This is a genomic window from Streptomyces sp. NPDC001219 (assembly GCF_053597915.1).
Map to the genome: position 1 here is coordinate 144,444 of NZ_JBSFJF010000008.1, position 25,510 is coordinate 169,953.

At 72.4% G+C, this 25,510-nt stretch carries 22 protein-coding genes; 12 read left to right on the forward strand and 10 right to left on the reverse strand.

Annotation, left to right across the window (positions count from 1 at the left end; genetic code table 11):
• Positions 1-72: 72 nt before the first annotated feature.
• The 3 genes from ACWC9R_RS07620 to ACWC9R_RS07630 all read right to left on the reverse strand — a co-directional run bounded on the left by ACWC9R_RS07620 (position 73) and on the right by ACWC9R_RS07630 (position 4,816).
• Positions 73-1,548, reverse strand: coding sequence for an amino acid permease (locus ACWC9R_RS07620; protein ID WP_450729448.1), 1,476 nt, complete (start codon positions 1,546-1,548; stop codon positions 73-75).
• A gap of 61 nt (positions 1,549-1,609) precedes the next feature.
• Positions 1,610-2,941: an alanine racemase gene (gene alr, locus ACWC9R_RS07625; RefSeq protein ID WP_450729449.1), complete on the reverse strand. Its 1,332-nt coding sequence runs from the start codon at positions 2,939-2,941 to the stop codon at positions 1,610-1,612.
• A gap of 261 nt (positions 2,942-3,202) precedes the next feature.
• Positions 3,203-4,816 carry a PucR family transcriptional regulator gene (locus tag ACWC9R_RS07630; RefSeq protein ID WP_450729450.1) on the reverse strand — a complete coding sequence of 538 codons (1,614 nt, stop codon included), beginning with the start codon at positions 4,814-4,816 and terminating at the stop codon, positions 3,203-3,205.
• Positions 4,817-5,008: 192 nt separating this feature from the next.
• Between ACWC9R_RS07630 and ACWC9R_RS07635 the strand changes: the two genes are divergently transcribed.
• The 3 genes from ACWC9R_RS07635 to ACWC9R_RS07645 all read left to right on the forward strand — a co-directional run bounded on the left by ACWC9R_RS07635 (position 5,009) and on the right by ACWC9R_RS07645 (position 8,243).
• Positions 5,009-5,347: a hypothetical protein gene (locus ACWC9R_RS07635; RefSeq protein ID WP_362615183.1), complete on the forward strand. Its 339-nt coding sequence runs from the start codon at positions 5,009-5,011 to the stop codon at positions 5,345-5,347.
• 359 nt (positions 5,348-5,706) lie between these two features.
• Positions 5,707-7,191: a cytochrome ubiquinol oxidase subunit I gene (locus ACWC9R_RS07640; protein ID WP_450729451.1), complete on the forward strand. Its 1,485-nt coding sequence runs from the start codon at positions 5,707-5,709 to the stop codon at positions 7,189-7,191.
• Positions 7,188-8,243, forward strand: coding sequence for a cytochrome d ubiquinol oxidase subunit II (locus tag ACWC9R_RS07645; RefSeq protein ID WP_450729452.1), 1,056 nt, complete (start codon positions 7,188-7,190; stop codon positions 8,241-8,243). The genes ACWC9R_RS07640 and ACWC9R_RS07645 overlap by 4 nt, the downstream gene beginning before the upstream one ends.
• Before the next feature lie 30 nt (positions 8,244-8,273).
• On the opposite strand, the gene ACWC9R_RS07650 is transcribed toward ACWC9R_RS07645, so the two are convergent.
• The 3 genes from ACWC9R_RS07650 to ACWC9R_RS07660 form a co-directional block, all read right to left on the reverse strand.
• The gene (locus ACWC9R_RS07650; protein WP_450729453.1) at positions 8,274-9,119 is read right to left on the reverse strand and encodes an endo alpha-1,4 polygalactosaminidase; all 846 of its coding nucleotides are present in this window, start codon (positions 9,117-9,119) and stop codon (positions 8,274-8,276) included.
• A 179-nt stretch (positions 9,120-9,298) separates the two neighbouring features.
• Positions 9,299-9,973, reverse strand: coding sequence for a hypothetical protein (locus ACWC9R_RS07655; RefSeq protein ID WP_450729454.1), 675 nt, complete (start codon positions 9,971-9,973; stop codon positions 9,299-9,301).
• 171 nt (positions 9,974-10,144) lie between these two features.
• Complete coding sequence (locus ACWC9R_RS07660; protein WP_450729455.1) at positions 10,145-10,735, reverse strand: TetR/AcrR family transcriptional regulator; 591 nt, start codon at positions 10,733-10,735, stop codon at positions 10,145-10,147.
• A 63-nt stretch (positions 10,736-10,798) separates the two neighbouring features.
• On the opposite strand from ACWC9R_RS07660, the gene ACWC9R_RS07665 reads away from it, so the two are divergent.
• The 3 genes from ACWC9R_RS07665 (at position 10,799) to ACWC9R_RS07675 (ending at position 13,195) form a co-directional block, all read left to right on the forward strand.
• Positions 10,799-11,557, forward strand: coding sequence for an alpha/beta fold hydrolase (locus tag ACWC9R_RS07665; RefSeq protein WP_450729456.1), 759 nt, complete (start codon positions 10,799-10,801; stop codon positions 11,555-11,557).
• Entirely contained in the window at positions 11,554-12,024 is a 471-nt protein-coding gene (locus ACWC9R_RS07670) for an SRPBCC family protein (RefSeq protein WP_450729457.1), read from the forward strand. Before ACWC9R_RS07665 ends, ACWC9R_RS07670 begins: the two co-directional genes overlap by 4 nt.
• Before the next feature lie 268 nt (positions 12,025-12,292).
• A complete protein-coding gene (locus ACWC9R_RS07675) occupies positions 12,293-13,195 on the forward strand; it encodes an MBL fold metallo-hydrolase (RefSeq protein ID WP_450729458.1) in 903 nt (300 codons plus the stop codon).
• Positions 13,196-13,292: 97 nt separating this feature from the next.
• Here the strand turns inward: ACWC9R_RS07675 and ACWC9R_RS07680 are convergent, their stop codons facing one another.
• Positions 13,293-14,024 carry a class I SAM-dependent methyltransferase gene (locus tag ACWC9R_RS07680; protein ID WP_450729459.1) on the reverse strand — a complete coding sequence of 244 codons (732 nt, stop codon included), beginning with the start codon at positions 14,022-14,024 and terminating at the stop codon, positions 13,293-13,295.
• A 438-nt stretch (positions 14,025-14,462) separates the two neighbouring features.
• Here ACWC9R_RS07680 and rho point away from each other — a divergent pair, with 438 nt between their 5' ends.
• A complete protein-coding gene (rho, locus tag ACWC9R_RS07685) occupies positions 14,463-15,563 on the forward strand; it encodes a transcription termination factor Rho (RefSeq protein ID WP_450729485.1) in 1,101 nt (366 codons plus the stop codon).
• 168 nt (positions 15,564-15,731) lie between these two features.
• Here the strand turns inward: rho and ACWC9R_RS07690 are convergent, their stop codons facing one another.
• Entirely contained in the window at positions 15,732-15,971 is a 240-nt protein-coding gene (locus ACWC9R_RS07690) for a chaplin (protein ID WP_450729460.1), read from the reverse strand.
• Between the two features lie 209 nt (positions 15,972-16,180).
• Positions 16,181-17,866, reverse strand: a complete 1,686-nt coding sequence (locus ACWC9R_RS07695; RefSeq protein ID WP_450729461.1) for a purine-cytosine permease family protein — start codon at positions 17,864-17,866, stop codon at positions 16,181-16,183.
• A 245-nt stretch (positions 17,867-18,111) separates the two neighbouring features.
• Here ACWC9R_RS07695 and ACWC9R_RS07700 point away from each other — a divergent pair, with 245 nt between their 5' ends.
• Positions 18,112-19,506, forward strand: a complete 1,395-nt coding sequence (locus ACWC9R_RS07700; protein ID WP_450729462.1) for a tetratricopeptide repeat protein — start codon at positions 18,112-18,114, stop codon at positions 19,504-19,506.
• A gap of 155 nt (positions 19,507-19,661) precedes the next feature.
• On the forward strand, positions 19,662-21,017 hold the full coding sequence (locus tag ACWC9R_RS07705; protein ID WP_450729463.1) for a vanadium-dependent haloperoxidase: 1,356 nt from the start codon (positions 19,662-19,664) through the stop codon (positions 21,015-21,017).
• Between the two features lie 102 nt (positions 21,018-21,119).
• Here the strand turns inward: ACWC9R_RS07705 and ACWC9R_RS07710 are convergent, their stop codons facing one another.
• A complete protein-coding gene (locus ACWC9R_RS07710; RefSeq protein ID WP_450729464.1) occupies positions 21,120-22,478 on the reverse strand; it encodes an MFS transporter in 1,359 nt (452 codons plus the stop codon).
• A gap of 252 nt (positions 22,479-22,730) precedes the next feature.
• On the opposite strand from ACWC9R_RS07710, the gene ACWC9R_RS07715 reads away from it, so the two are divergent.
• From ACWC9R_RS07715 to ACWC9R_RS07725, 3 genes are all read left to right on the forward strand, one after another.
• Positions 22,731-23,771, forward strand: coding sequence for an NAD(P)-dependent alcohol dehydrogenase (locus ACWC9R_RS07715; protein ID WP_450729465.1), 1,041 nt, complete (start codon positions 22,731-22,733; stop codon positions 23,769-23,771).
• A 36-nt stretch (positions 23,772-23,807) separates the two neighbouring features.
• On the forward strand, positions 23,808-24,596 hold the full coding sequence (locus ACWC9R_RS07720) for a DeoR/GlpR family DNA-binding transcription regulator (protein ID WP_393361739.1): 789 nt from the start codon (positions 23,808-23,810) through the stop codon (positions 24,594-24,596).
• 206 nt (positions 24,597-24,802) lie between these two features.
• Positions 24,803-25,378: an AMIN-like domain-containing (lipo)protein gene (locus ACWC9R_RS07725; protein ID WP_450729466.1), complete on the forward strand. Its 576-nt coding sequence runs from the start codon at positions 24,803-24,805 to the stop codon at positions 25,376-25,378.
• Positions 25,379-25,510 lie beyond the last annotated feature (132 nt).

Genomic DNA, 25,510 nt, shown 5'->3' on the forward strand with positions numbered 1-25,510 from the left:
ACCGGGCACCCATCCTCTACCCGGTGCGCCCAGGCAGCCAGCCTGTGGCGCACCGCCATTTTCGCCGACCGGCTATCTGCTCCCCGACGGCTCCGGGCTCTCCTCGTCGGGCGGCGGTGTGGCCTGGGGCTCTGCGGCCCGGTGGCGCCGGGCAACGAGGTAGCCGGTCACGAGGATCGCCGCCCAGACCGGGGCCACGTACAGCGCGATTCTGGTCTCGGTGCCGAAGGCGAGCAGGACGAGCACCAGGGCGAGGAAGGCGAAGACGAAGTAGTTCGACACCGGGGCCAGCGGCATACGGAAGGACACCGGCCGGAGGCGGCCGGCGCGGACCGCGGCCCGGTAGCGCAGATGGGACCAGGTGATGATGCCCCAGGTGAAGACCGCGGCGATGGTCGCCACACTGGTGACATACGCGAAGGCCTGCTCCGGAACGAAGTAGTTCGCGGCCACACCCAGCAGCATGACGGCCATGGACGCGAGGATGCCCGCGGCGGGGACGCCCTGGCGGCTGACCCTCCCGAGCGCGGCCGGTGCGTGCCGGTCCCGGGCCAGGGTGTGCAGCATGCGGCCGGTGGAGAACACCCCGCTGTTGCAGGAGGACAGGGCCGCGGTGAGCACGACCAGGTTCACCACACCGGCCGCCGCCGGGATGCCGACCTTGGCGAAGACCAGCACGAACGGGCTGACCTCCGGATCGAGTTGGTTCCACGGCACCAGGGCCATGACCGCGGTGAGGGCACCCAGGTAGAACAGGCCGATCCGCCAGATCACCCGGCGCACGGCGGTGGGCAGGGTCTTCTCGGGGTCCTTGCTCTCGCCGGCGGTCACCCCGAGCAGTTCGACCCCGACGAAGGCGAACACCACCACCTGGAGGGCGAGCAACGGCCCGGCCATGCCGTGCGGGAAGAGGCCGCCGTGCGTCCAGATGTTGCTCAGCGACGCGCTGTCCCCCAGAGGGCCGAAGCCGAAGACCAGAATGGCGGCCGCCATGACCAGCAGGACGACAATGGTCAGCACCTTGATCAGGGCGAACCAGAACTCGAACTCCCCGAACAGCCGGACCGCCGCCAGATTGGCCACGCCGAGGATCGCCAGGGCGATGAGCCCGGGCAGCCACTGAGGCACCTCCGGCCACCAGAAGCGGACGTAGATCCCGGCAGCGGTCAGCTCGGCGGTGCCGGTCACGACCCACATCAGCCAGTAGCTCCAGCCGGTGGCGAACCCGGCCCAGTGCCCGATGAACTCCTCCGCGTAGGTGGCGAACGAACCCGACACGGGCCGGTGGACCAGGAGTTCACCCAGGGCGCGCATCACGAAGAAGATGACCACGCCGGCGAGCGCGTAGCTGAACAGCAGGCCCGGACCGGCTTCATGGAGCGCTCCGGCGGAACCGAGGAACAGCCCGACACCGATCGTGCCGCCGATGGCGATCATCTGGATGTGGCGGGACCGCAGACCCCGGTGGAGTTCGGGGCCGGAGCAGTCGGGGCCGGGTTCCGCGCGGTGGGCGGGCCGCGGTGCGGGCGGTGGAGGCCGGTGCGACATGGTGGAGGCTCCTTTCGTCGGGGGCGGTGGTCATCCGGAGGGCGTGGGGCGGCGGGGCGTGTCAGCCGGGGGCGGTGTCGTCGTAGGTGCGGGGCACGCGGGAGCCGATGCGGGTGACGATCTCGTGCGAGATGGTGTGCGCGGACCGTGCCCAGTCCGCCGCGCCGGGCTCCCCGCGGTCGCCGGGCCCGAAGAGCACGACCTCGTCCCCGGGCGCGGCCGGTGCGTTTCCCAGGTCCACGACGAACTGGTCCATGCACACGGTCCCCGCCACCGTCAGCCGTCGCCCGCCGAGGAGGACCGGCCCGGCCTGCGACGCATGCCGGGGCACGCCGTCGGCATAGCCGAGCGGCACCAGCCCGAGCGTCGTCTCACGGGTGGTGCGGTACCGGTGGCCGTACGAGACGCCCTGCCCGGCGGGGACCCGTTTGACGGAGGCGAGCCGGGCGGTGAGGGTCATCGCCGGCCGCAGCCCCAGCTCCGCGGGCCCGGCCAGGTCCGGCACCGGGCTCAGTCCGTAGACGGCGAGTCCGGGCCGGACGAGGTCGAAGTGGGCCTCCGGAAGCGTCAGCGTGGCGGCCGAGTTGGACAGATGCAGCACGTCGGGGGTGAGCCCGGCCCGGCGGGCGAGTGCGGCCGCGTCCCGGAACTCCGCCAGTTGCCGGGCGCAGGACGGGTGCCCCGGCTCGTCGGCCCGCGCCAGATGCGACCACACGCCGACCACCCGGACGTACCCGGCGGCCTCGGCGGCCGCCGCGCTGTCCACCAGCGCCTGCCAGTCTCCCGCGGCGGCGCCCCCGCGGCCGAGCCCGGTCTCCGCTTCGAGGTGGAGCAGCGCGGGCCGGTCCACGGCCTGCGCCGCACGGACCGCCGCCCCTACCGCCCACTCCGCACCGGCCGACAGCTCGACTCCGGCCGCCACCGCGGCGGTCCAGTCGTCACCGGGTGTCAGCAGCCAGGCAAGCAGCCGCGCGGAGAGACCGGCCGCGCGCAGGGTCAGCGCCTCCCGCATCCCGGCGACACCGAGCCAGGTGGCACCGCCCGCGAGCGCCGCACGGGCGACGGGGACCATGCCGTGCCCGTAGGCATCGGCCTTGACCACGGCCATCACCTCGGCGGACCCCGCCGTCGCGCACAGCCGGCTGACGTTGGACCGGATCGCCGCCAGGTCAACTCGGGCCTGGGCGTGGGGTGTTCCGGCCGGCTGCGGGGGCCGGGCGGGTCCGTCGTCCGCCGGTCCGGTGGCCGGGTCCGGTCCTGCGGAGGGCGCCGGGACCGCTGCCGGGGCCGGCCCGGCGGACCTCTGCGGAGGGTGCCGGTCGACGACCGCGGTCACCGCCGCTCCGGGGCCGGCCGCTGCGCTCTCGGCCTCGCGGGGAATGCCGAATGCCATGCCACCGTCCTTCCAGGGAAACCGTTGCTGCCCGGTGGGCTGCGGGTGGACCCATGGTTTCGGCGGGGGAACGGCCCGTCATCGTGCGCTCGGCACCGTCCCGGGCCGCCCGGCAGTGGGGCCGGGACAACGGGAAGGGGAGGGGGCCGGGAGGTGGCATACGGGAGGGCGGCATGAGTCAATCCCGGCATACCGGGAGGCAGATCCGCCAAAGCGACATACCGGTGGGGGTCGAAAAACCGGGCAGCGGCCCGGAATCCCTCACCCGGAAGCACGCACCGCGTCGTCCGGGCCGCCCTCCGTGCCGTAGCGGCGGGCAGTGAGCTGGAGCAGCAGGGCGGTACGGACCTCGGGGTCGTCGAGCGGCAGCGCCACGACCTCCTGGAGCCGGCGCATCCGGTGGCGGAGCGTGTTGGGGTGGATGTGCAGCCGGGCGGCGGCGGCCCGTGGGTCGCCCCGCTCCTGCAGCCAGGCGTGCAGCGTCGGTACGCAGGTCGTCCCGTGCACACGGTCGTGGTCCACCAGTTGCCGGAGCGGCCCGATGCCCGCGATCCGGTCCGCCGCGGCGGACCGTGCGAGATGGCGCAGCACGACCGTGGCCCACACCTCGTCGTGCACGGCCCGGTCGCGGGATATCAGCCCCGTCCGCAGCAGATCGAGCGTGTCATCGGCCTGCGCACGCGAGCGGGCCAGCCCGGGGACCGACGCCGCGAGCCCGCCGAACGCCACGAGCGGGGCGGGGCTCCCGGTGGTGGTACGGAGCGCCTCCAGCCATCCGGGCGCTTCGCCGCCGCCGGGGGTGACCGTCTCCGCCGGGACGATCCCGTAGACCACGCCTCCCACGACCGCCGCGGGGGACCGCAGACGGCTGCCGCGGAACCGGGACATCCGCTCCCATACGGTCAGCCGCTGCCGCTCCGCCTCGCCCTCGTCCGCGCAGCGCACCCCCACGGCGACCACCCGCCAGGGGCCGGTCGTGAGGCCCAGGCGCCGCGCCGCGTCCGCCGCCCCCTCCTGGCCGTGCAGCACCGTGGCGACCATGTCGGTCAGCACCCGGCGCTCCACATCGGCACCGGCCCGCCGGCGCAGCAGATGCAGCGCCGCCGTCGCGGCCGTGTCGGCGAAGGCCGCGGCCCGCTCGGCGGGCACCGGTCCTGGCACGATCGCCCAGATCGAGCCGAGCACGTCCCCGCCGGCGTGCACCGGCATCACCAGCCGAGGCTTCGTTCCCTCCACCACCGCGGGGACATAGATCGGGCCGGTGTCCTGGGCGATCTTGTGAAAGACGCCGTACCGGCGGAACTGGGCGTTGACCTCGTCGGGAACGTGCCGCCCCATGATCGTGGCGACCCGCGCCTCGTCACCGCGCTCCTGCCGTGCGGAGTAGGCGAGGACACGGGAGCTGCGGTCCTCGATGGTGACCGGGGCGTCGATCACGGCGGCGATCGCGTCGGCCAGCCCGAAGAGATCACCCGCTTCCGCACCGGCCGTCCCGCTGCCGGGGTCCGCGTACCCCTCGCTGTCGAGCACCGCCCGCAGCAGCGACACCACCTGCGCCCAGCCCGCCTGCTGCTCGACCCGCACCAGTGGGAGTCCCGCGGCGCTCGCGGCCGCGACCACCGACTCCTCGACCGCGGCCGGAGCCTTGAGCAGCAGCGCGCCGGCCGACCGCCCGGCACACCACGCCAACAGCCGCAGGGCCTGCGCACGGTCCGTGAGGTTCACGCCGAGGACGACATCACCCGGCCGCAGATCGAAGCCACCGTCCGGCTCGGCGATCACCACGTCTCCCACCGGCACCGCGGTGCCTCCGGGAGCGCACACCCCCGACAGTACGGCCGGTCCGACGGAGCTGAGAAGCCGCTGCAGACTCATCACTGGCATCACCCGCTCACCGTTCCACCCACCATCGTGCCTTACGGAATTCGTGCCTCCGCCGGCCGGGCCGCCCCGGCGACCGCCACCGGCCTCGTTTTCCGCCGACGGGAGGTGAACGGCAGCGGCCGTGGCTGCGTATCTCTCCATATCCGTGCCCCTGGGCACCGGTCCACGAAGTGAGGAGGCAGCATGACTGACCCGGGTATCCCGCAGCTGCAGGCAATGCCGGACGGAGACGCCGAAGTCTCTCTGGTGGTGCGTCTGCAGTGGGAGGACGTCGCCGCCCTCGGTCAGGACGCCGCGCGGCTGGCTGCCCGGTTCAAACGCCCGGTGACCCTGGACGAGGCGGCCAGCCACCGGCTGCGCATCCGGCCGGCCGCTGCCCATGCCAAGACCATGCCGCAGGAGCGGGCCCAGCCCGCCGTGGCGTCCACGACGGTGTCGCCGCTGCCTGCCCGCTCCCCGCAGGAGCAGGCCCGGCAGGCGATCGAGAAGATCAACGGCAACGCCGGCCACGAGACGGCATAGGGGGACGAGAAGCTCAGTGGCGCGAGGGAGACCGGCGGGTCTCCCGGCGGAGGGGTTCGGTGGTGTGGGGCTGCCGGGCCCCTCCCGCGCTGTCCGGGGTCGGTCCGACGGCCTGCCGCCGGACCGCTCCTGAGGAGCGGCGGTCCACCGGCTGGGCCGACCGGGCGAAGAACGTCGGCGCAACGGCTCAACCCGGGCGCACGGTGCGTGCCGCCCCGCGTTCCGCGGTGGTTGGGTGACGAGCCGCGCGACCGGCGCGGTGCCCCGCAGGGCCGGGGCCGTGCACCGAGGAGGCAGGCAAGCGTGGACGCCGAGGCCGGCGCTCTCCTGAACGTCCCGAGCAGCGAAGGCACGTAGCCATGCACACCACGGTCACCCTGCTGGCCGGCGCCCCGGCCCAACTCCTCCCGGCCAGGGAGCTGATGGCCTTCACCCTGGCCACGCACATCATCCTGGTGCCGCTCGGGGTGGCGCTCCCGCTGATCACCCTGGTGATGCACCACCGCGGTCTCCGCCGCAACGACCCCGTCGCGCTGCTCCTCGCGCGGCGCTGGTCGGCGGTGATGGCGGTGCAGTTCGCGGTCGGCGTGGTCACCGGCACCGTGCTGTCCTTCGAGTTCGGACTGCTCTGGCCGGGCCTGATGGGCAAGTGGGGCAGCGTCTTCGGTATCGGCTTCGGGGTGGAGGCCTGGGCCTTCTTCCTCGAGGCGGTGCTCATCGCCATCTACCTCTACGGCTGGCGGAGGCTGAAGCCCCGGACCCACTTCCTGCTCGGCCTGCCCCTGCCGGCCGCCGCGCTGCTCGGCGCGTTCGGCATCCTGGCGGCCAACTCCTGGATGAACACGCCCCAGGGCTTCACCCTCGACGCCGACGGCACACCCCGGGACGTGCACGTCTGGTCGGCGATCTTCACGCCGATGTTCGGGCCGCAGTACTGGCACTTCGTCGTGGCGATGCTGATCACCGCGGGCTACACCGTCGCCGGTGTCTACGCCGTCGGCTGGCTGCGCGGCCGCCGCGACCGCTACCACCGGCTCGGGTTCACCGTTCCCTTCACCCTCGCCGCGGTGTTCACCCCGGTGCAGTTCCTGCTGGGGGACTCGATCGCCCGGTCGGTCTTCCACAAGCAGCCGGTGAAGTTCGCCGCGACGGAGATCGTCTGGCGGACCGACACCCATGTACCCGAGTACATCTTCGGGCGACTGCACCCGGACGGCACCATCTCCGGCGGCATCAAGATCCCCCAATTCGACTCCATCCTGGCCGGGTTCACCCCCGGGACCAAGGTGACCGGACTGACCTCCGTCCCGGCCGCCGACCGGCCGACGGCCACCCAGGCCACCATCGCCCACTGGGCCTTCGACCTCATGGTGGTGATCGGCTCCCTGCTGATCCTCCTCGCCCTCTGGTACGGCTGGTGCCGCGTGCGGAGGCACCGGCTGCCCGCCTCCCCGTGGTTCTTCCGCGGCGCGGCCTGCGCGGGCGTCGCCTCCGTCATCGCCGTCGAATGCGGGTGGATCACCGCCGAAGTGGGGCGCCAGCCGTGGATCGTCTACCGGCACATGCGGGTCGCCGAGGCGGTGACGGCGACCCGGTCCACCAGTCTCTGGATCATGCTGGGCCTGGTCATCGTGGTGTATGTGTTCATCTTCGGCTCGCTGCTCGCCGTGCTGCTGAAGATGCGTACGGGCTGGCGGCTCGCCGACGCACGCCGGGCGGCGGGGGAGGGGGCCGGGGAACCGGAGGCCGACACCCCGTACGGGCCCCGCGCGCGGGTACCGGCCGGTGACCCGCCACCCGCCGACGCCGCCGGGCCCGGACCGGCCGAGGACGGCCGGTCATGATCGCCGATGTGATCGCCGTGGTGCTGCTGCTCGCCGTGGCCGCCTACGCCTGCGCCGGCGGCACCGACTACGGGGCCGGGTTCTGGGACCTGACGGCCGGTGGCGCGGCGCGCGGGGCGCGTCCCCGGTGGCTGATCGACCACGCCATGGCCCCCGTGTGGGAGGTCAACAACGTCTGGCTGGTCTTCGTCCTCGTCATCATGTGGACCGGCTTTCCGACGCTGTTCCAGACGGTGTTCTCCGCCATGTGGCTGCCGCTGGCCCTGGCCGCCATCGGCCTGGTCCTGCGCGGCGCCGGTTTCGCGCTGCGCAAACCCCTCAGCCGGATCGCCGGGCGGCGCCTCTACGGCGCGGTCTTCGCCATCTCCTCGCTGCTCACCCCGTTCTTCCTCGGCGCCGCCGTCGGCGGGGTCGCCTCGGGCCGGGCGGTCCCGGGAACGGAGGCCTCGGCGCACGCCTGGTCCAACCCGACCTCCGTCCTCTTCGGACTGATCGCCATCGTGGCGACGGCCTTCCTCGGCGCCGTCTTCCTGGCCGGCGACGCCGCGCGTTTCGGCGCGCCCGATCTCGTCGGCTACTTCCGGCGGCGGGCGCTCGGCAGCGTCGTCGTCCTCGCCGTACTGGCGGGCGTCATGCTGACCGTCACCCGGAGCGATGCCCCGCACGTCTGGCACGGGCTCACCCACGGCGTCGGCCTCGGTCTGGTCATCCTGGCCGGAGTCTGTTCCCTCGCCACCGGCTGGCTGCTGCTGCGCGGGTCCGGCGTCTGGTCCCGGGTCACCGCCGTCGGCGTGGTCGCGGCGGCGGTCATCGCCTGGGGCGCCGCCCAGCGCCCCTACCTCATCCCCACGTCCCTGACCGTGGCCGCGGGCGCCGGCGACCCCGCCAGCCTGCGCTGGACCGCTCTGGTCAGCCTCGTGGCCGTGGTGCTCGTCTGCCCGGCCGTGGCCTTCCTCTACTGGCTGGACACCCACGGCGAACTCGAACCGCTCTCCGACACCGACCTGCGCCGGGCCGAACCGGCCCGCGACGACCCGGCCGAGTACAACTGACCACGATTGCCGCCGCCGGACCGGCCGCGGTCAGCAACGGCGGCGCAAGGCGCCCTTGGTGCCGGCCGGACGGACCTCGCGGTCGCTCAGGGTGAGGGAGAGCTTCGTGCCCCAGGCGCGGCAGGCAGCAGTGAAGTCCCGCCGCGCGTACTCGATGACGAAGATCCGGTTGGCGTAGGCCGTGGCGAAGCCGGTGCATTCCCGGTAGCGGGCGCACTCCTCGACCACGGCGAAGTCGAAGCCGATGCGGCGGCGCCGGGGCAGCAGATCGGCGGTGTTCTTCTGGGCGATGGCCAGCCGCCGCCGGTGGGCGCGGTCGGCCAGGAGCCGGGCGAAGGCGGCGGCGTGCCGGGCGGTGAGACGGCCTTCGGAGCGCTCGTAGGAGTCGAGGTTGTCGGGTTCCACGGCGTCGTAACCGGCCTTGGCGCAGCCGTCGATCCAGGGGCCGACGATCTCCATGAGGGCCGCGCGCTTGGCGCCGGTGGAGATGTCGAACAGCGGCTCGTTCCAGTCCTCGTCGATGACCGGGTCGCCGTGCCCGTCCCGCAACAGCAGGCCGGGGTGGTCGTCCTCCCAGGAGCCGGTGTCGTCGGGCTGCGCCTGGAAGGCGTTCACGTAGCAGATGTTGTAGCGGCCGGGGGCCGGCCGTGCCGTGCGGTCCCGGGAGACCGCCCGGACCTCGCCGGGCGGCGGATACGCCCCGCCGAGCTGATAGTCGAAGACTGCGTTGGCGGCCGGTGGCCGTACCGCGGTGGGAGCGGCGGGCGCCGAAGTGGCGGACCCGGCGGAGTGCGGGGGAGGCCCGGCGGAACATGCCGTGCCGAGCACCGCAATCAGGAGGAGGGCGCCGACGGCGCGGAAGCGTGGGGAGTGCACGGACGGAGCCTACGCGCGGGCGCCGTACCCGTACGCCGGCCGGGACGCCGGCCAGGTGGTCCGAGTGTGCCTCCCGGTTCCCTGGGAGCCGAGAGGCACGGGGCCGGCGGCTGTGATCATGCGGTCCGCGCCAACAGCGCGGGACCGCGCCCCCGTTCAGCTGCGCGGTGTCGCCGTGGTCAGCGCTTGACCACGAACGACGTGCCCTTCTTGGACTCGGCCGAGCAGGAGTTCTTCTCCGCGGTGGTCATCTTGCGGGTCTTGACGGTCACCGCGTTGCTCCGCCCGTCCGTCCCGTTGGGCGCGGGCCCGGTGACGGTGTCCGGCACGAACCAGAAGTAGTGGCCCCACTTCGGGTCGTCGTAGTGCGTCTGCCAGGTGCCGGAGACGGTCTGCATCACCTGTGCACGGGAGATCCAGCCCACCTCGCCCGGCTTCACCGTCATGTTCAGCGAGCTGTTCTCGGTGTGCGAGGACGACCAGGTGTGGCTGTAGGTCGCCGTGACGCTCAGGTCGATCAGACCGGCGATGTTTCCACCGGCCGTCACGGAGACACCCGCCGAGTCGGTCGAGCCCACGGTGTCGGACCAGCCCATGGACTGGGTGGCGTCCGAAGTGGAGCAGTTGTAGAGGGAGTTGGAGACCTGGCGGAAGTCCCCGAGGAACGCCTTGCCGAGCTTCGGCTCGTTGAAGCTGCACTTCCCCTCTCCCGAACCGCAGTCGGCTATCAGCTGCTCCCGGGTGGGCTGGTCCTCCGCTGCGGCCGGCATGGTCATGGTCGCGACCAGCCCCAGTGCCGCCGTGGACAGCGCCAGCAGCCGGCTTCCGTGGCGGATGAGTCTGCTTCTTGTCATCGTGCTGTGTTACCTCTCGCCCAGCCTTGTGGAAGCGACGAGTCCGAGTGTGACCTTCGTCGCTGTTACGTTTGAGACTGGTGTGAAATCTGTTTCAACTACACCAAGAATTAGCAAAGTTGTAGTTGATGCTGAAACAGACTCTTTATAGGGGCTCAAACGGAGGCGGCATCAGCTCCGACCGCGCGCTCCTTCGAGGACGGTGTCGACGGCGCGCGACACGAAGTCCTGCTCCAGGGGGAGCCCGCGCAGGACGCACCGGACCCAGGCGGCCCCGGCCAGCAGGTCGATCAGCAGCATGGTGTCGGTGTCCGCCGGGAGTTCCCCGCGGGCTACGGCGCGATCGAAGACGGGCTGCTCCAGCGCGATCCGGTCGGCGAAGAACTCCCTTACAGGGGCGGAGAGTTCGGGGCTCTGGGTGATAGCGCCCAGGACGGAGACGGCGATGTCGGAGGCCGGCTGCTCGGTCAGGAGCGACACCATCGTCCGGAGGAGGGCCGTCAGGTCCCCGGCGAGGGTGCCGGTGTCGGGCGGGGTGAAGTCGAGCTGCCGCGCGCCGATGAGCGCGGCGCCCAGAAGCGCCCCCTTGGAGGGCCACCAGCGGTAGATCGTGGTCTTGTTGACGCCGGACCGCTGGGCGACCCCCTCGATGGTCAGCCCCTCGTACCCCTTCTCCGCCAGCAGGTCCAGCGTGGCATCGAAGATCTCCTGCGCCTTCCGTGGGCCGCCGCTGCGCCGTGTTCCGTGCCGCTCCTCGCTCATGAGAAGAGGCTAGCAGTAAAAAACAACGCAACGTTGCGTTGCATTTGGGGTAGCGTGCCGGTCATGGAGCCCAATGAAGCCGGGCTGCCCATCGTCTTCGTGCACGGCACCCGCGTGAGCGGCACGATGTGGCACCCCGTGATCCAAGCCCTCGGCGACCGCCACCCCACGGCGGCGCCCGACCTGCCCGGCCACGGTGTACGGCGGGGAGAGCCGTTCAGCATGACCGGCGCCGTGGCGGCGGTCGCCGACGCCATGGACCAACTCGGCGGGCGCGCACTGCTCGTGGGGCTGTCGCTGGGTGGCTACGTCGCCCTCGCCACCGCCGCCGCCCATCCGGACCGTGCCCTCGGCCTGGTGGCCATGGGCTGTACGGCGTTGCCCCACGGGTCGTTCGGCGCCGTCTACCGTGGCCTGGCGCGGCTGGCGGCCAGGCACCCCGAGGAGGTCAACCGGCTCAGCGCCTTCGCGTTCCGCCGCGCACTGCCCCGTCGCCAGGCGGACGCCATGGTCGCGGGTGGCCTCAGCTCCGAGGTCGTACCGGGCGTCGTCGACGCCGTACGGACCATGGACCCGCTCGCGTCACTCTCCGCGTATCCGGGCCCGGTCTGGCTGCTGAACGGTGAACGTGACCACTTCCGCCGCGATGAACGCCGTTTCCTCCACGCCTGTCGCGACGGCCGCCTCGCCCTCCGGCCGAGGTGCGGACACATCACCGGTCTCGCCGACACGGCCGGTCTCGCCGGGCAGGTGCGCGATGCCGCAGCGGTCATCACGGCCCGGACGACACACGGGGCGACGCCCCAGGGGAGGAAGCGATGACCGGCCGCATATGGAGCGTGGAGGAATCCCTGGAGATCCCGGTCCCGCCGCGGGATGTCTACGCGGCCCTCGCCGACGTACGGCGGATGAAGGAGTGGAGCCCGGAGGTCGTCCGGGTGTGGTCCCGCGGGGACCGCTTCGTGGGCGTCAACCGGAAGGCCTGCTGGATCTGGTTCGGCACCTGCCGGATCGTCACCGCCGACCCCGGCCGGGAGTTCGCCTTCGACAACATCACCTTCGGTCTGCCCATCGCGCGCTGGGGCTACCGGCTGGAACCGACGGAGCGAGGCACCCTGGTCACGGAGTACTGGGCCGACCACCGCCGCCGCGGGTGGCGTCGCCGGCTCGCCGAACTCCTCGGGCTGCTCTTCACCGGTACCCCGGCCGCCCGGCGCGCCGAGGTCAACCGCGCCGGCATGCGCACGACCCTCCGCCGGCTGAGTGCCGCGTGCCAGAGGGCCGCCTGACCCGTGCGCGCCCACCCGGGCGGGGGAGCGGGCGACGGACGGAAGGGTCCCTCGCCCGCGCCCCGTGGGGCCCTCGACAGGTAGGTCATATGGGTGGAAAGCACCCCCGTCCCGGTGTCCGTTTCCTCGCTGGAAGAGACGTTCCCGCGGCAAACCACAAGGTCTGCCCCCTCTTCCGCTTCTGGCGCACGGCGGGGTACTTCTGATGTCAGCGCGCGCACTGACCATTCGTCAGAACACCCCCACGAACCGGAAGGACGGACCTGTCATGAGCAAGGACCTGGCGCCCGAGGCGAGGGCCGACGAGGGCTGGTACGTCGATGCGCGCTGCACCAACTGCGACGTGGCCCGACAGCTGGCCCCCGAGGTCATCCAGGAACGGGACGGGCGGGCGGAGGTGATCCGGCAGCCGCGAAACGAGGTGGAGCAGCGGCAGTTGTACGCGGCCGCCTTCTCCTGCCACACCCGCTCCATCCGCCACCCGGCTCAACGCCTCACCCCCGACCTCGACCCCTTCCCCCTCGCCCTCGACGACGCCGTTCATCTCTGCGGCCACAACTCCCGTGAGACGGCCGCGGCGAACGCCTACCTGCTGCGCCGGCCCGATGGCAGCACGATGATGATCGACACACCCCGCTGGAGCGACGAACTGGCCTCCCGTTACGAGGCGTTGGGCCCCGTCACCGACGTCCTGATCACCCACCGGGACCATGCCGCACACGGCCGCCGCTACGCCGACCGGTTCGGGGCCCGGCTGTGTATCCACGAGGGCGACCTCGACGCCGCCCCGGACGCCGACCTCGTCATCCGCGGCACCGACCCGGTCGAGATCGGCGCCGGGGTCACGGCGTATCCGCTGCCCGGTCACACCCGCGGCAGCCTGCTCTTCCTCGCCGACGGGAAGTACTGCTTCAGCGGCGACAGCTTCTACTGGTCGCGGGCCACCGCCGATCTGGAGGTGGCCGCCAGTGTCACCTGGTACTCGATCACCGAACTGGCCGCCTCCCTGGCCCGGACGGCCGACCGGCTGCGCTTCGAGTGGGTGCTGCCCGGCCACGGCGACCGCAAGCGGCTCCCGGCCGAGGAGATGACCCGCCGCCTGCAACAGCTGACCGTCCGCACCCGCGCACTTCGGCCGCAGCCCGTCGACTTCACCGCGGTCCGCTGGTGACGAGGGCGGGCGGCACCGACCCTTGAAGAGGCCGCCTGCTGCGGTGCGTACGGGCCGCCCGCCCGGACCCGGCGATCCGCCCGTACGGTGCCCGCGGTCAGGAGGACCGGGTGGCCACCACCAGCCGGCACCGCGGGCTGCCGTCGGGCCGGTGACCCAGCTCCGGGAGCGCCTGGAGCCGCACGTCGAAGCCGGTGCGCGTCAGCTCGGCGCGCACCTCGGCGAGCGGGAACGTGCGGTAGTACATGACGAACTCCGGCCGCCACAGCGCGTTGCGCACCCGCATCACCGCGTCGAAGGCCAGCAGCGTCCAGTAGCCGGCCGACCCCGGCCGGGCGGGCGCACCGATCGGGAAGACGAACCGGCCGCCGGGGCGCAGCACGGAGTGCACCTGGGCGAACAGCCCCGGCCGCTCCCGCGGCAGGAAGTGCCCGAACGCACCGAAGCTCACCGCGAGGTCGAAGACCGGCCCGAACGGCAGCGCCCGTGCGTCCGCGCGGACCCACTCGACCCGCGGTGCGGCCGCGGTCACCCGCTCCCGGGTCCGGCCCGCGGAGAGCATCCCCGCGCTGATGTCGACACCGGTGACCCGCTCCCGGCAGACCTGCCGCAGGACGTCCATGCCCGCGCCCGTTCCGCAGCACAGATCGAGACCGCTGCCGAACGGTCCCAGCTCCCGCAGCGCCCGTGACACCGGCGTCAGTACCCGTTCCGGGGTCCGGAAGGGCGTGTGGTCGAATTTCGGGGCGAGCAGGTCATAGCCGCGCTCGACGGAGGACAGCGCCTGGACGGCGAGTTCACGAACGGTGGGTCCCTGGGGTGCGAACATCGCCCTCAGCATAGATCCGGCCCCCACTTCACCGCACCGCCCGTGCCCGGTGGTGGTACCGTGCTGGAGAGACGCACGAGTGTTCGCCGCATTTTCGGCGCCCGTGCCGCTCTTGCTCCGCTGTGCACTGCTTCGCGGATCGCTTCTCCCGCTGTCGCGCCCGCCGCTTCCGGCCGGCAAACCAGCACCGCTTTTCGACACCCGCAGCCCGGCGCTGCCGCAGTTTCTGTCCGGCCGCGGGCTTTCCGGCCCGCCCGCGGGGCGTGATCCCACCGCCCCCCTCGCCGGTTCCCTCCCATCCCATCGGCCCTGCACCGACGTCCCGAGAGGACACCCGTGACCAGTAGCACCCAACTCAGCACCCCCACCACCGGCTCCACTCCCAGGACCGCCCCCACCGCCGCACGGCCCGCTGCCGCGACCTCGGCAGCCCCCGTCATCACGGCCACCGGGGTCCTGGACCTCGTGAACGAGCGGCAGGACTCCGGCTTTCTCCGCGTGGAGGGCTGTCTCGCCTCACCCCGCGATGTCCGGGTGCCCGCCGCGCTGATCCGCTCGGCCGGCCTGCGCACCGGCGACCTGGTCGTGGGTACCTGCGACCGGCCGCGGTCGCTCGCCCGGATCGAAACGGTCAACGGGCACCGGCCGAGCGCCGTGCGCGGTCGGCCGCACTTCCGTGACCTCACACCGCTGCACCCCCGCCACCGCCTCCGCCTGGAGAGCGCCACCGGCGGCCCGGCCCCGCGCATCGTCGACCTGCTCGCGCCGGTCGGCAAGGGGCAGCGCGGGCTGATCGTGGCTCCGCCGAAGACGGGGAAGACGGTGCTGCTGCAACAGCTCGCGGCCGCCGTCGCCGGGAACCACCCCGAATGCCGGCTGATGGTCGTGCTGATCGACGAACGGCCGGAGGAGGTCACCGACATGCGCCGCTCCGTACGCGGCGAGGTGCTCGCCTCCACCTTCGACCGTCCGGCCAGGGAACACATCGCCCTCGCCGAACTGGCCGTGGCGCGCGCCAAACGGCTCGTCGAGCACGGACAGGACGTGGTCATCCTGCTCGACTCCCTCACCCGGCTGTGCCGGGCCCACAACAACGCCGCCGCGTCCGGTGGCCGCACCCTGAGCGGCGGTGTCGACGCCGCCGCGCTGCACGGCCCCAAGCGGCTCTTCGGCGCGGCGCGGCTCGCCGAGGAGGGCGGTTCGCTGACCATCCTCGCCACCGCCCTGGTCGAGACCGGCTCCCGCGCCGACGACTACTTCTTCGAGGAGCTGAAGAGCACCGGCAACATGGAGCTCCGTCTGGACCGGGTGCTGGCCGGCAGGCGGGTCTATCCGGCGGTCGATGCCGCCGGCTCCGGCACCCGCCGGGAGGAGCTGATGCTTCCGCCCGCTGAGTTGACGGCGACGCGCCGGCTGCGCCGCGCCCTCCAGGCCGGCGACGGACCGGCCACCATGCAGTCCCTGCTGGAGAAGGTCCGGCGGACTCCCGACAACGCGACGCTGCTGCGGCAGCTCCAGCACACCGCACCGGGTGCCTGACCGGCGCGCCCGCACACGGTTCCGTTCCACCCCCGTTGTGCCCGCGCCGTGCTCGTCCCGCTCCGTGCCGTCCCATGGAAAGTGGCCCCCGGAGATCTCCGGGGGCCACTTCGGCCGGCACCGGCCGGGAAGGGTGGCTTCTCCTGAACGGCCGGGTGCCGGCCGGCGTCAGTCGGTCCAGCAGGGTGTGCCGAAGGCGGGGTTGAACACCCCGATGATGCTGATGGTGTTGCCGCAGAGGTGGACCGGGATCTGGACGGGGATCTGGATGTTGTTGCCGGACAGCACCCCCGGTGAGTCGAGAGCCGCGCCCCCGGCGCCGCTGTCGGCGCCGGCGAGGCCCGCCCCGCCGAGAACGACGGCGCAGGCACCCGCAGTTACCAGAGCACTCTTGATCCGGTGAGACATCGGTCGGTCTCCTAACTGGTGGAGGAAAGGCGGCTCTTGGCGACGCGGTCCCGACGACCGCGGTGCGCCACGGCTGTGAGCCGCCCGTACAGGCCTTTTCGTTCCCCACCGGCTCCCGCTCCAGAGACACCGGGCGTGAAGAGCAGACCTTTAGGTGATATGGCCGCTCGTGTTGACGCCCCCCCCCGGAGGCGCGGGCTGTCGCTACGTCAGGCCGGTTCCGCCGGCAGCAGATGGACACCGGTCCGGTCGGTGCTCAGGCACAGGGAGCAGACCATCGCGTCATGGCTGTGGCAGGCGGCGAGGTCCGGGCGCTCGAAGTCCTGCCGGCACACATGGCAGGGGAACGTGGCCGCGCTGGGGTTGCCGTCCGGGTCCAGCAGCGGCGCCTCGATCCCGTCGGAGGTGCGCCGCAGATAGAACCTGCCCTTGGTCAGGAGCGCCATCAGCGGGGTGACGACGAAGGCGATCACCGCCGCCGCGACCGGGGAGCACGGCTGGAGCGTGTCACCCAGGGCATGGAAGTACATCGCGATCGACAGCCCGGACGCGGCGACGAAGGCCACCACCCCCACCGGGTTGACCGCATGGAGCATGCCGCGGCGGAACTCGGGGGCGTGCGGGGAGAGTTTGAGCAGGTACTTGTTGACGATGATGTCGGTGGCGACGGTGACGATCCAGGCGATGGCGCAGTTCGCGTAGAACCCGAGGATGTTGTTGAGGACGCGGAACATGTCCGCCTCCATCAGGGCCAGCGCGAAGCCCAGGTTGGCGAGGACGAACACCATCCGGCCGGGGTAGCGCTTGGTGACCCGGGTGAACGAGTTCGTCCACGCCAGCGAACCGGAGTAGGCGTTGGTGACATTGATCTTGATCTGGCTGATCACGACCAGGACCACGGCCAGCGGGACGACCAGCCAGGACGGCATCATCGCGGCGAACGCCCCGGTGAACTGCTGAATGGGCTCGGTGGCCGAGGCCGGGCCCACCTCGGCGAGGATGTAGACGGCCAGGAAGACCCCGACGGCCTGCTTGAGGGCGCCCAGCACCACCCACCCGGGGCCGGCCAGCACGACCGCCGTCCACCAGGCGCGCCTGTTCCGGTCGGTCCTGGGCGGCATGAAGCGCAGATAGTCGACCTGCTCACCGATCTGTGCGATCAGCGACAGACACACCCCCGCACCCAGCAGCACCGAGGCCGCGTTGACGCCTCCGCCGCCCTGCGAGCCCGGGTACGAGAGGAAGGTGTGCACCGTCCTGGGCTCCGTGGCGACCAGGTACACCAGCGGGCCCACCATCAGCAGCAGCCAGACCGGGGTCGTCCAGACCTGGAGCTTGCTCAGCGCCTTCATCCCGTAGATGACCAGCGGGATCACCATCAGCGTCGAGACCGCGTACCCCAGCCACAGCGGCAGACCGAAGCCCAGCTTCAGGCCCTGCGCCATGATCGAGCCTTCGAGGGCGAAGAAGATGAAGGTGAAGCTGGCGAAGATGACGCTCGTCAGCACCGAACCGTAGTAGCCGAAGCCGGAACCCCGGGTGATCAGGTCCAGGTCGATGTTGTAGCGCGCCGCGTAGTAGGCGAGCGGGAAGCCGGTGACGAAGATGACCACGGCGGCGACGGCGATCGCGGCCAGCGCGTTGCCGGTGCCGTGCGTGAGGCCGATGCCGGCACCGATCGAGAAGTCGGCCAGGTAGGCGATGCCGCCGAGCGCCGTCGTCGCCACGACCATCGGGGTCCACCGGCGGTAACTGCGCGGGGCGAACCGGAGGGTGTAGTCCTCCAGGGTCTCGCTGACCGCGCTCGCGGCGGGCGCGGGGGACCCGGCGGGCGCCTCGCCGCGCGGGGGCCGCCGGCCGCTGTCGGGGGCGGTCAGTTGCTGCTCGACACTCATGCCGGACCTCCTGGGGGCTACAAGCGGAACGCGGTGCCGTACCTCACCCGGAGCAGGGGCGGCCGTGTCCCGCGCGACGGCGTTGGCGGGGACATTAGGCAGCACGTGTTTCCCGCAGCCTCGTCCCAGATGAACCCGATGTTTCCGCCGTGGCTCCAGCCGTGGAGCGGGTAAGGATGGGGACCAGGTGATGACTCACCGTCAGTTGCGCACACCCGCACCGCACTCAGCCCGCAGGAGCCACCATGACAGCGGACCGCCACGGACATCTGATGAGTGACACCGGCACCGCGGCCCTGGCCGCCTACGAACAGGCGCTGGATGACCTGCTGTTCTTCCGGCCGCAGGTCGCCAAGGCAGCCCAGGAGGTACGGGCCGCCGCACCGCGGTCGGTGATGGGGCAGACACTGACCGCGTATCTGGGCGTACTGGGGACCGAGGAGCGGGACACGGCCGAGGCGCGCGAGGGCCTGGCCCGCTTCCGCTCCGGTCTGGACACGGCGAGGCTGACGCCCCGGGAACGTATGCATCTCACGGCCGCGACGGCATGGCTGGACGGCGATCTGCACACGGCCGGCCGGACCCTCGGAGACCTCACCCTCGCCTTCCCGCGCGACGCCCTGGCCCTCTTCGCCGGGCATCAGCACGACTTCCTCACCGGGGACGCCGTGCGCCTGCGCGACCGCGTCGGCGGCGCCCTGGACGCCTGGGAGGAGGACGACCCCCATCGCGGGCCGCTGCTCGGCATGTACGCGTTCGGCCTGGAGGAGTCGGGCCATTACGAACGTGCCGAGGAGGTCGGCCTGGACGCCCTGGCGCGGCATCCGCGCGATGTGTGGGGAATCCACGGCGTGGTGCACACCTACGAGATGCGCGGGCGCTTCACCGACGGCATCCGCTTCCTCGACGCCCGCACCGACGACTGGTCCGAGGGCAGCCTGCTCACCGTTCACAACTGGTGGCACTACGCCCTCTTCACACTGGAGACCGGCGACACCGCCCGGGTACTGGAGATCTACGACGCCGCGCTCCACCACGACGGGTCGGCCGGTGTGGCGATGGAACTGCTCGACGCCGCCGCCCTGTTGTGGCGGCTGCACCTGGCCGGGGACGACCAGAGCGCACGGTGGGCCCGGCTCGCCGACGCCTGGGAGAGCCGCCGGGACGGCCCCCACTACGCCTTCAACGACGCACACGCGGTCATGGCCTATGTGGGAGCGGGGCGCGTCGCCCAGGCGCAGCGCCTCGTCCAGGACCGGGAACGCTGGGTGGCGACGGAGCCCGGCGGATCGAACCGCGCCATGACGGCCGACATCGGACTGCCCGTCTGCCGCGCCCTGATCGCCTACGGACGGCAGGAGTACGGCGCGGCCGCCGATCTGCTGCTGCCGATCCGCCACCGGCTGCACCACTTCGGCGGCAGCCACGCCCAGCGGGACGCGATCCAGCGGACCCTCGTCGAGGCCGCCCTCCGCGCCGGCCGCACCGACCTGGCCCGGACGCTGCTCAGCGAGCGTATCCACCTGCGCCCGGTCTGCCCGTACAACTGGTCGGCCAAGGCCCGGCTGGAGGAACAGCTCGGCGACCCGGCACGCGCCGCGGCCGCCCGCGAGCGCGCCGCCACACAGGCGTCGGGCTGAGCGCCCTGGGACGCCGGGCCCACGGGCGCACCGCACCCGGCGATGCGCCCTCGACGGCCCCGGGCCCGCGCCGACTGTCCCCTTGACGCGCCGGCGTACGCGCACCCGGCCGTGCGGCGGCGTGACCCCCCACCCGTTCGGCTGTTAAGCCGGTTATGGACACTTCTCGTTCGGTCAGACGAGCAGTCATCAGCGCGGTCACCGCGCTGCTCCTCCTCACCCTCACGGCCGTGGCGGGCCCGGCGGCCGCCAACCACCACCGGCAGCCGGCCGCGGACCCCGAGGCGGTCCGCGACTGGAACGTCATCGCCACCGACACCATCAGCGCCCACCTCGGCCCCGCCCGCCCCTCCGGACAGGTGGTCATCTGGCACGGGTTCGTCTCGGCCGCCGTCTACAACGCCGTGGTCGGCATCCGGCGCACCTACGCCCCGTACAAGTGGCGGGCGCACGGACCCGCCACCGCCTCGCCCGAGGCCGCGGCGGTGGCCGCCGCACACCGCGTACTGCGCACCTACTTCCCGGCCTCGCAGACCTCGCTCGACGCCGCGTACGCCGGTTCGCTCGCGAAGATCCCCGACGGCCCGGCGAAACGGCAGGGCGTGGCCTTCGGGAAGCGCGCCGCCGACCACCTCATCGCGCTGCGCGAGAACGACGGCCGGTTCGCACCGGTGGAGTTCACCGCGGCGCCCGCGCCCGGGGTCTGGCGGCCCACCCCGCCGGCCCACCAGCCCTTCATCGACCCGTGGCTCGCCGTACTGCGCCCGCTGCTGCTCACCTCCCCGGACCAGTTCCGTCCCGGCGGGCCGCCCGCGCTCTCCTCGGCCCGCTACGCACGGGACGTGAACGAGGTGAGGACGATGGGGGCGAGGACCGGTTCGGGCCGCACCGCGCAACAGACCGAGACCGCGCTGTTCTTCGGCGGCAATCTGGCGGTGCAGTTCCAGGCGGCGTTCCGGGACCACACCGCCCGCCACCACCTGGACATCGCCGACACGGCGCGGCTGTTCGCCGCGGCGAACGCGTCGGCCACCGACGCCGTCGTCACCGCATGGGACGCCAAACTCCACTACGGATTCTGGCGCCCGATCACCGCCGTCCAGCTGGCCGGCACCGACGGCAACCCCGCGACCGACCCCGACCCGCAGTGGCAGCCACTGCTCGTCACGCCACCGCACCCCGACTACCTCAGTGGCCACACCACGGTCGCCGGCGCCGTGATCCGGACCCTGACCGGCATCCTGGGCACCACCCACCTCGACCTCAATGTGCCCTCCGAGATCACCGGCACCACACGCCACTATGACGAGGCGGAGCGGTTCAACGAGGACATGGTCAACGCCCGTGTCTGGGGCGGGATTCACTTCCGCACCGCGGACCTCGTCGGATGCCGCGCCGGCAGCCGCATCGGCGGCTGGGCGCTCGCCCACTACTTCCGGCCGCTGCGCCCGGCGGGCCCGCACGACGTGCCGCCGGTGCGTCAGTTGTGCCCGCGCGACCCCGCGGACTGACCGGGCCCTGCTGCGCTCGCCGCTCTCCGTGTACGGGCCCGCCACCGGCAGGCCCGTACGTGCCCGGCCGGCGGCGAGCGCAGCGGGAAGCCCGTCGCGAAGTCAGTGACGGCCCGCGGGGAGCTCCGTGCCGTCGGCGGCCGGGACGGGAGCGGCGGTGGGAGACGCGGTGAACTCCGGGTCGGGTTCGAGGAAGCGGATCGCGACCGCGGTGGCGAGATGCAGCAGGGCGAAGATCCAGGCGATGCCCTGCACCCCGAGCGGCCCCAGGGCGACGGCGACGACGGCCGGTCCGGCGAAGGTGCTCGCACCGGCCCCCAGGTTGAGGGCGGACATGGCCTGGCCCTTGTGGCGCGGGGCCAGCGCGGGGATCAGCGCCGAGATCGGTACGTAGCCGGCGAGGGCGATGCCGTAGAGGGCGGCGGCGACCGCGCAGGCGGCGAAGTGCGGACCGGCCACGACCGGTACGTAGTACAGCCCCAGACAGGTCACCGCGCAGGCCACGGCGCCGAACCAGGTCATGGTGCGCTGCCAGCCGAGCCGGTCGCCGACGGCGCCGAAGAACAGGTTGGCGAAGATGTTCGCGGCGAACATGACGCTGAGCAGCCGCAGCCAGGCCGAGGTGCTGAAGCCGACCGTCTCGGTGAAGAAGAACGGCAGACAGACCAGGAAGCCGAACTGGGAACCGGTGCTGATGACGCGCACCGCGGCGCCGATGGCCACCCGCGGACGGCGCCGCATGATCGAGACGCTGCCCGCCAGGGTCGTCAGCGGGTTCCCGCTGCCGGGGGCGAGCCCGGACCGGCCGGTGGGCTCGCGGACCAGCAGCAGGGCGAGCAGACCGCCGAGCATCACCAGGCCGAGCGCGAGCCACAGGGTCCGGTAGGAGCCGGCCAGCGGGATCGTGGCGCTGGCGACCAGGGAGCCGAGGGTCGGCAGACCGCCGGTGAAGGCGAACCAGTACCAGCCGACCGCCGTACCCAGCCGCTGCGGCGGGGTCGCCGCGGTGACCCACACCAGGAACCCGTAGGCGAACAAGGGGTAGCCGAAGCCGCGCAGTCCGTAGATGAGCAGCAGCAGTGGATAGTTCATGGCCGGCAGCGCGACCGTCAGCAGCAGCACCTGGAAGACGAGCCAGATGGCGAAGCCCGCGGTCATCACCCGCCGGGGTCCCCACAGGTCCGACAGGGCTCCGGAGAGCCAGGCGCCGAGGGCGACGGTGATCCCGTAGACGGCGATGACCACCGCCGCGTCGGCCTTCGCGAGCCCCTGATCGGCCAGGTACTTGGAGAAGAAGCCGGTCTCCACCCCGTCGCCTGTCATGAACAGCAGGATTCCGACGAATCCCCAGGTCAGGGCGGGGGGTATGCCCAGGCGGGCGACGCCGGAGCGGAGGCGGCCGACCGGCGGGGTGCCGGTGTCCGGGGGCCGTACCGGCTGGCTGCAAGCGGGGCTGCTCATGGGCCCTCCAAGGGGGCGGATCTCGACGGGGGCGAGGGGGCGAAGGCGGGGGAGAGGCGCACCGGTGCGCCGGGCGGACGGTGAGCCGGCGCAAGTCTTCTCGCATTTTGTGAGAAGTCAAGACTCCTCTGATAGAAAAATGCGCGGTACCGTGCTGTAGCCCAGGGGCGACGCTGCAGCCCGCCGGTCCAGCGCCGGATCGCGCGACGTCCCCTCCACATCGCCACACCCCGAGGGAGCCGTGAGCCCGTCATGACCGCCACATCCGGGATTCCCGCCACCATGCGCGCCGCCGTCCTGCACGGACCCGGGCAGCTGAGCCTCGCGGAACGCCCCGTCCCCGAACCCGGCCCGGGAGAGGTCCTGGTCCGGGTCGAGGCCGTCGGGACCTGCGGCTCGGATGTGCACTACTACCGGCACGGACGCATCGGCGACTTCGTCGTACGGGAGCCGCTGGTCCTCGGGCACGAGGCGGCCGGCACGGTCGTCGCCTGCGGCCCGGGCACCGACACCCGCCGGATGGGCCGGCGCGTCTCCATCGAACCCGGCACCCCGTGCGGCAGCTGCGGCCAGTGCCGGCCGGGCCGCTACAACCTGTGCCCGGACATGCGCTTCCTCGCCACACCTCCGGTGGGCGGCGCCTTCTGTGAATACCTGGCCGTGCACCAGGACTTCGCCCACGAGGTCCCCGACGGTCTCACCATCGAGGAGGCCGCGCTGCTGGAGCCGCTGTCCGTGGCCGTCTGGGCCTGCCGCAAGGCCCGGGTCGCCCCCGGAGACCGCGTCCTGATCACCGGCGCGGGCCCCATCGGCCTGGTGACCGCCCAGACGGCACGGGCCTTCGGCGCACGCGAGGTCATGGTCACCGACGTCCTCCCGCACCGCCTCGAACTCGCCCGCGCCGCCGGCGCCACCGCCCTCGACGTCTCGGCCACCCCGCTGAGCGACGCCGGGTACACCCCCACCGTCCTCCTGGAGTGCTCCGGCGTCCCCGCGGTGAGCGGCGAGGCGATCCGGACGGTGGGCCGGGCCGGCCGGGTGGTGCTCGTCGGCATGGGCGGTGACGAGATCCCGCTCCCGCTGAGCCGGGTGCAGAACCACGAGCTCGAACTGACCGGCACCTTCCGCTACGCCCACACCTGGCCCACCGCGACGGCGCTGGTGGCCTCGGGTGCGGTCCGGCTCGACTCGCTGGTCTCGCACGGTTACGGTCTTGCCGAGGCCGAGAGCGCACTGACCGTCGCCACCCACGACGCGACCGCGGTGAAGGCCGTCATCTACCCGCAGCGGTAGGCGCTGCCGCTGTCCGACCGGAAAGGGGCGGCCCCGATGGCTTCCACACGGTCGTCGCTGGCCGAGGTCGACCGGCGACGGCAGGACGTACTGGCCCATGTCGTCGAGCACGGCGAAGTCCGCATCGACGACCTGGCCAGACACTTCGGGGTCAGCCTCGCGACCATGCACCGCGATCTGGACCAGCTCGCCGAACGCCGGCTGCTGCGCAAGGAACGCGGCCGGGCGGCGCCCTTCCCCAGCCTCACCATGGAGACCGCCACCCGCTTCCGGGTCGGCGTCAACCACCCGGTGAAGGAGGCGCTGTGCGCCGCCGTCGCCGACGAGATCCGGCCCGGCGGCACCGTCGTCCTGGACGACTCGACCACGGTCTTCCCGCTCGCGGCCCGGATCGCCCGGACCGAAGCCGTCACCGTGGTCACCAACTCCCTCGGTGTGGCCCGGCTGTTCGACGAGGCGCCGGGCACCGAGGTGACGCTCCTGGGCGGGCGCTACCGCGGTGAGTTCGGCTCCTGTGTCGGCCCCGACGTCCTGCGCGGTCTCGGCCGCATCCGCGCCGACCTCGCGGTGATGTCGGCGGTGTCCGTGCTCGACGGCCGCCTCTTCCACCCGATCCGCGAGTACGCCGAGGTCAAGGAGGCCATGCTGGAGTGCGCCCAGCGGTCCCTGCTGCTGGTGGACCACAGCAAGTTCGGCAAGACCGCGACGCACGCCTACGGCGACACCGGCCAGTACGACCGCGTCGTCACCGACCGCGGCACACCGGCCGAGGAACTGGCCGCACTGCGCCGCGGCGGCGTGACCGTCGATGTGGTCGACGCCTGACCGCACCAACGCGGGCCCCCGCAGCCGATGCCCCGTCCGGAGCGGGGACGTGATCCGTTCCGCGGGGGTGCTTTGGGGCCATCACCCCGGTTTCGCGACAACGTGGTGCTTTCGTCGGCCAAATGCGGACCGGCGCACAACGTCCGGGCTGCCGCGCCCGTCCTACCGCACGCATCTGTACACAGGCACTTCTCTGGAGGTAAGTCATGCGACGGTTGGGGACAGCGGCCGCGGTGCTCGTGCTGGCGGGCGCCGGGGTGGCGGGCACGGCCGGAGTGGCCGGCGCCGCGACCGGCCCGGTGGGTAAGGCCGCCCCGGCCACGACCTGTTCGACCGCCTGGGGCAGTGGCACCAAGTCCGCCACGGACGCGAACGCCACACCGCTGAAGAACGTCAGGACCAGCAGGAGCACCTGCTACGACCGCATGGTCTTCGACATCGGCGGCGCCACCGGAAAGGCCGGATACCACGTCGGATATGTCGACGCGTTCCACCAGGACGGCTCGGGCGAGAAAATACCGGTGAAGGGCGGCGCCATCCTGCAGATCTTTGTCTCCGCGCCCAGCCACGACCCGGAGACCGGCAAGCAGACCTACGCGGCCACGGCCGGCAAGCCGCTGCCCGGGGTGAACCTCGCCGGATACCGCACGTTCAAGGACACCAAATTCGGGGCGAGCTTCGAGGGGCAGTCCCAGATCGGTCTGGGCGTGCGTGCCAAGCTGCCGTTCCGGGTGCAGCAGTCCGGTCACGAGCTGATCGTGGACGTCGCCCACACCTGGTGATCCGGCACACCACCAGGGGCCGTCCGGTGCCGCCGCGCGGGAAGGCGTGAGCTGACGGTCCCCTGGTGGCGCCTTCGCCGGGCACAAAAAGAAATACCCCGGACCGAGTTGACGGCCGGGGTATTTCTCTGG

Bases quoted from the DNA above. Each gene is read 5' to 3' on its own strand.
- ACWC9R_RS07720 (WP_393361739.1), top strand. From the start codon at position 23,808: ATGGCTTCCACACGGTCGTCGCTGGCCGAGGTCGACCGGCGACGGCAG.
- ACWC9R_RS07690 (WP_450729460.1), bottom strand. From the start codon at position 15,971: ATGTCTCACCGGATCAAGAGTGCTCTGGTAACTGCGGGTGCCTGCGCC.
- ACWC9R_RS07655 (WP_450729454.1), bottom strand. From the start codon at position 9,973: ATGACAAGAAGCAGACTCATCCGCCACGGAAGCCGGCTGCTGGCGCTG.
- ACWC9R_RS07710 (WP_450729464.1), bottom strand. From the start codon at position 22,478: ATGAGCAGCCCCGCTTGCAGCCAGCCGGTACGGCCCCCGGACACCGGC.
- ACWC9R_RS07660 (WP_450729455.1), bottom strand. From the start codon at position 10,735: ATGAGCGAGGAGCGGCACGGAACACGGCGCAGCGGCGGCCCACGGAAG.
- ACWC9R_RS07665 (WP_450729456.1), top strand. From the start codon at position 10,799: ATGGAGCCCAATGAAGCCGGGCTGCCCATCGTCTTCGTGCACGGCACC.
- ACWC9R_RS07670 (WP_450729457.1), top strand. From the start codon at position 11,554: ATGACCGGCCGCATATGGAGCGTGGAGGAATCCCTGGAGATCCCGGTC.
- ACWC9R_RS07675 (WP_450729458.1), top strand. From the start codon at position 12,293: ATGAGCAAGGACCTGGCGCCCGAGGCGAGGGCCGACGAGGGCTGGTAC.
- ACWC9R_RS07640 (WP_450729451.1), top strand. From the start codon at position 5,707: ATGCACACCACGGTCACCCTGCTGGCCGGCGCCCCGGCCCAACTCCTC.
- ACWC9R_RS07725 (WP_450729466.1), top strand. From the start codon at position 24,803: ATGCGACGGTTGGGGACAGCGGCCGCGGTGCTCGTGCTGGCGGGCGCC.
- ACWC9R_RS07700 (WP_450729462.1), top strand. From the start codon at position 18,112: ATGACAGCGGACCGCCACGGACATCTGATGAGTGACACCGGCACCGCG.
- ACWC9R_RS07630 (WP_450729450.1), bottom strand. From the start codon at position 4,816: ATGAGTCTGCAGCGGCTTCTCAGCTCCGTCGGACCGGCCGTACTGTCG.
- ACWC9R_RS07715 (WP_450729465.1), top strand. From the start codon at position 22,731: ATGACCGCCACATCCGGGATTCCCGCCACCATGCGCGCCGCCGTCCTG.
- ACWC9R_RS07705 (WP_450729463.1), top strand. From the start codon at position 19,662: ATGGACACTTCTCGTTCGGTCAGACGAGCAGTCATCAGCGCGGTCACC.
- ACWC9R_RS07695 (WP_450729461.1), bottom strand. From the start codon at position 17,866: ATGAGTGTCGAGCAGCAACTGACCGCCCCCGACAGCGGCCGGCGGCCC.
- ACWC9R_RS07680 (WP_450729459.1), bottom strand. From the start codon at position 14,024: ATGTTCGCACCCCAGGGACCCACCGTTCGTGAACTCGCCGTCCAGGCG.
- ACWC9R_RS07620 (WP_450729448.1), bottom strand. From the start codon at position 1,548: ATGTCGCACCGGCCTCCACCGCCCGCACCGCGGCCCGCCCACCGCGCG.
- ACWC9R_RS07645 (WP_450729452.1), top strand. From the start codon at position 7,188: ATGATCGCCGATGTGATCGCCGTGGTGCTGCTGCTCGCCGTGGCCGCC.
- alr (WP_450729449.1), bottom strand. From the start codon at position 2,941: ATGGCATTCGGCATTCCCCGCGAGGCCGAGAGCGCAGCGGCCGGCCCC.
- ACWC9R_RS07635 (WP_362615183.1), top strand. From the start codon at position 5,009: ATGACTGACCCGGGTATCCCGCAGCTGCAGGCAATGCCGGACGGAGAC.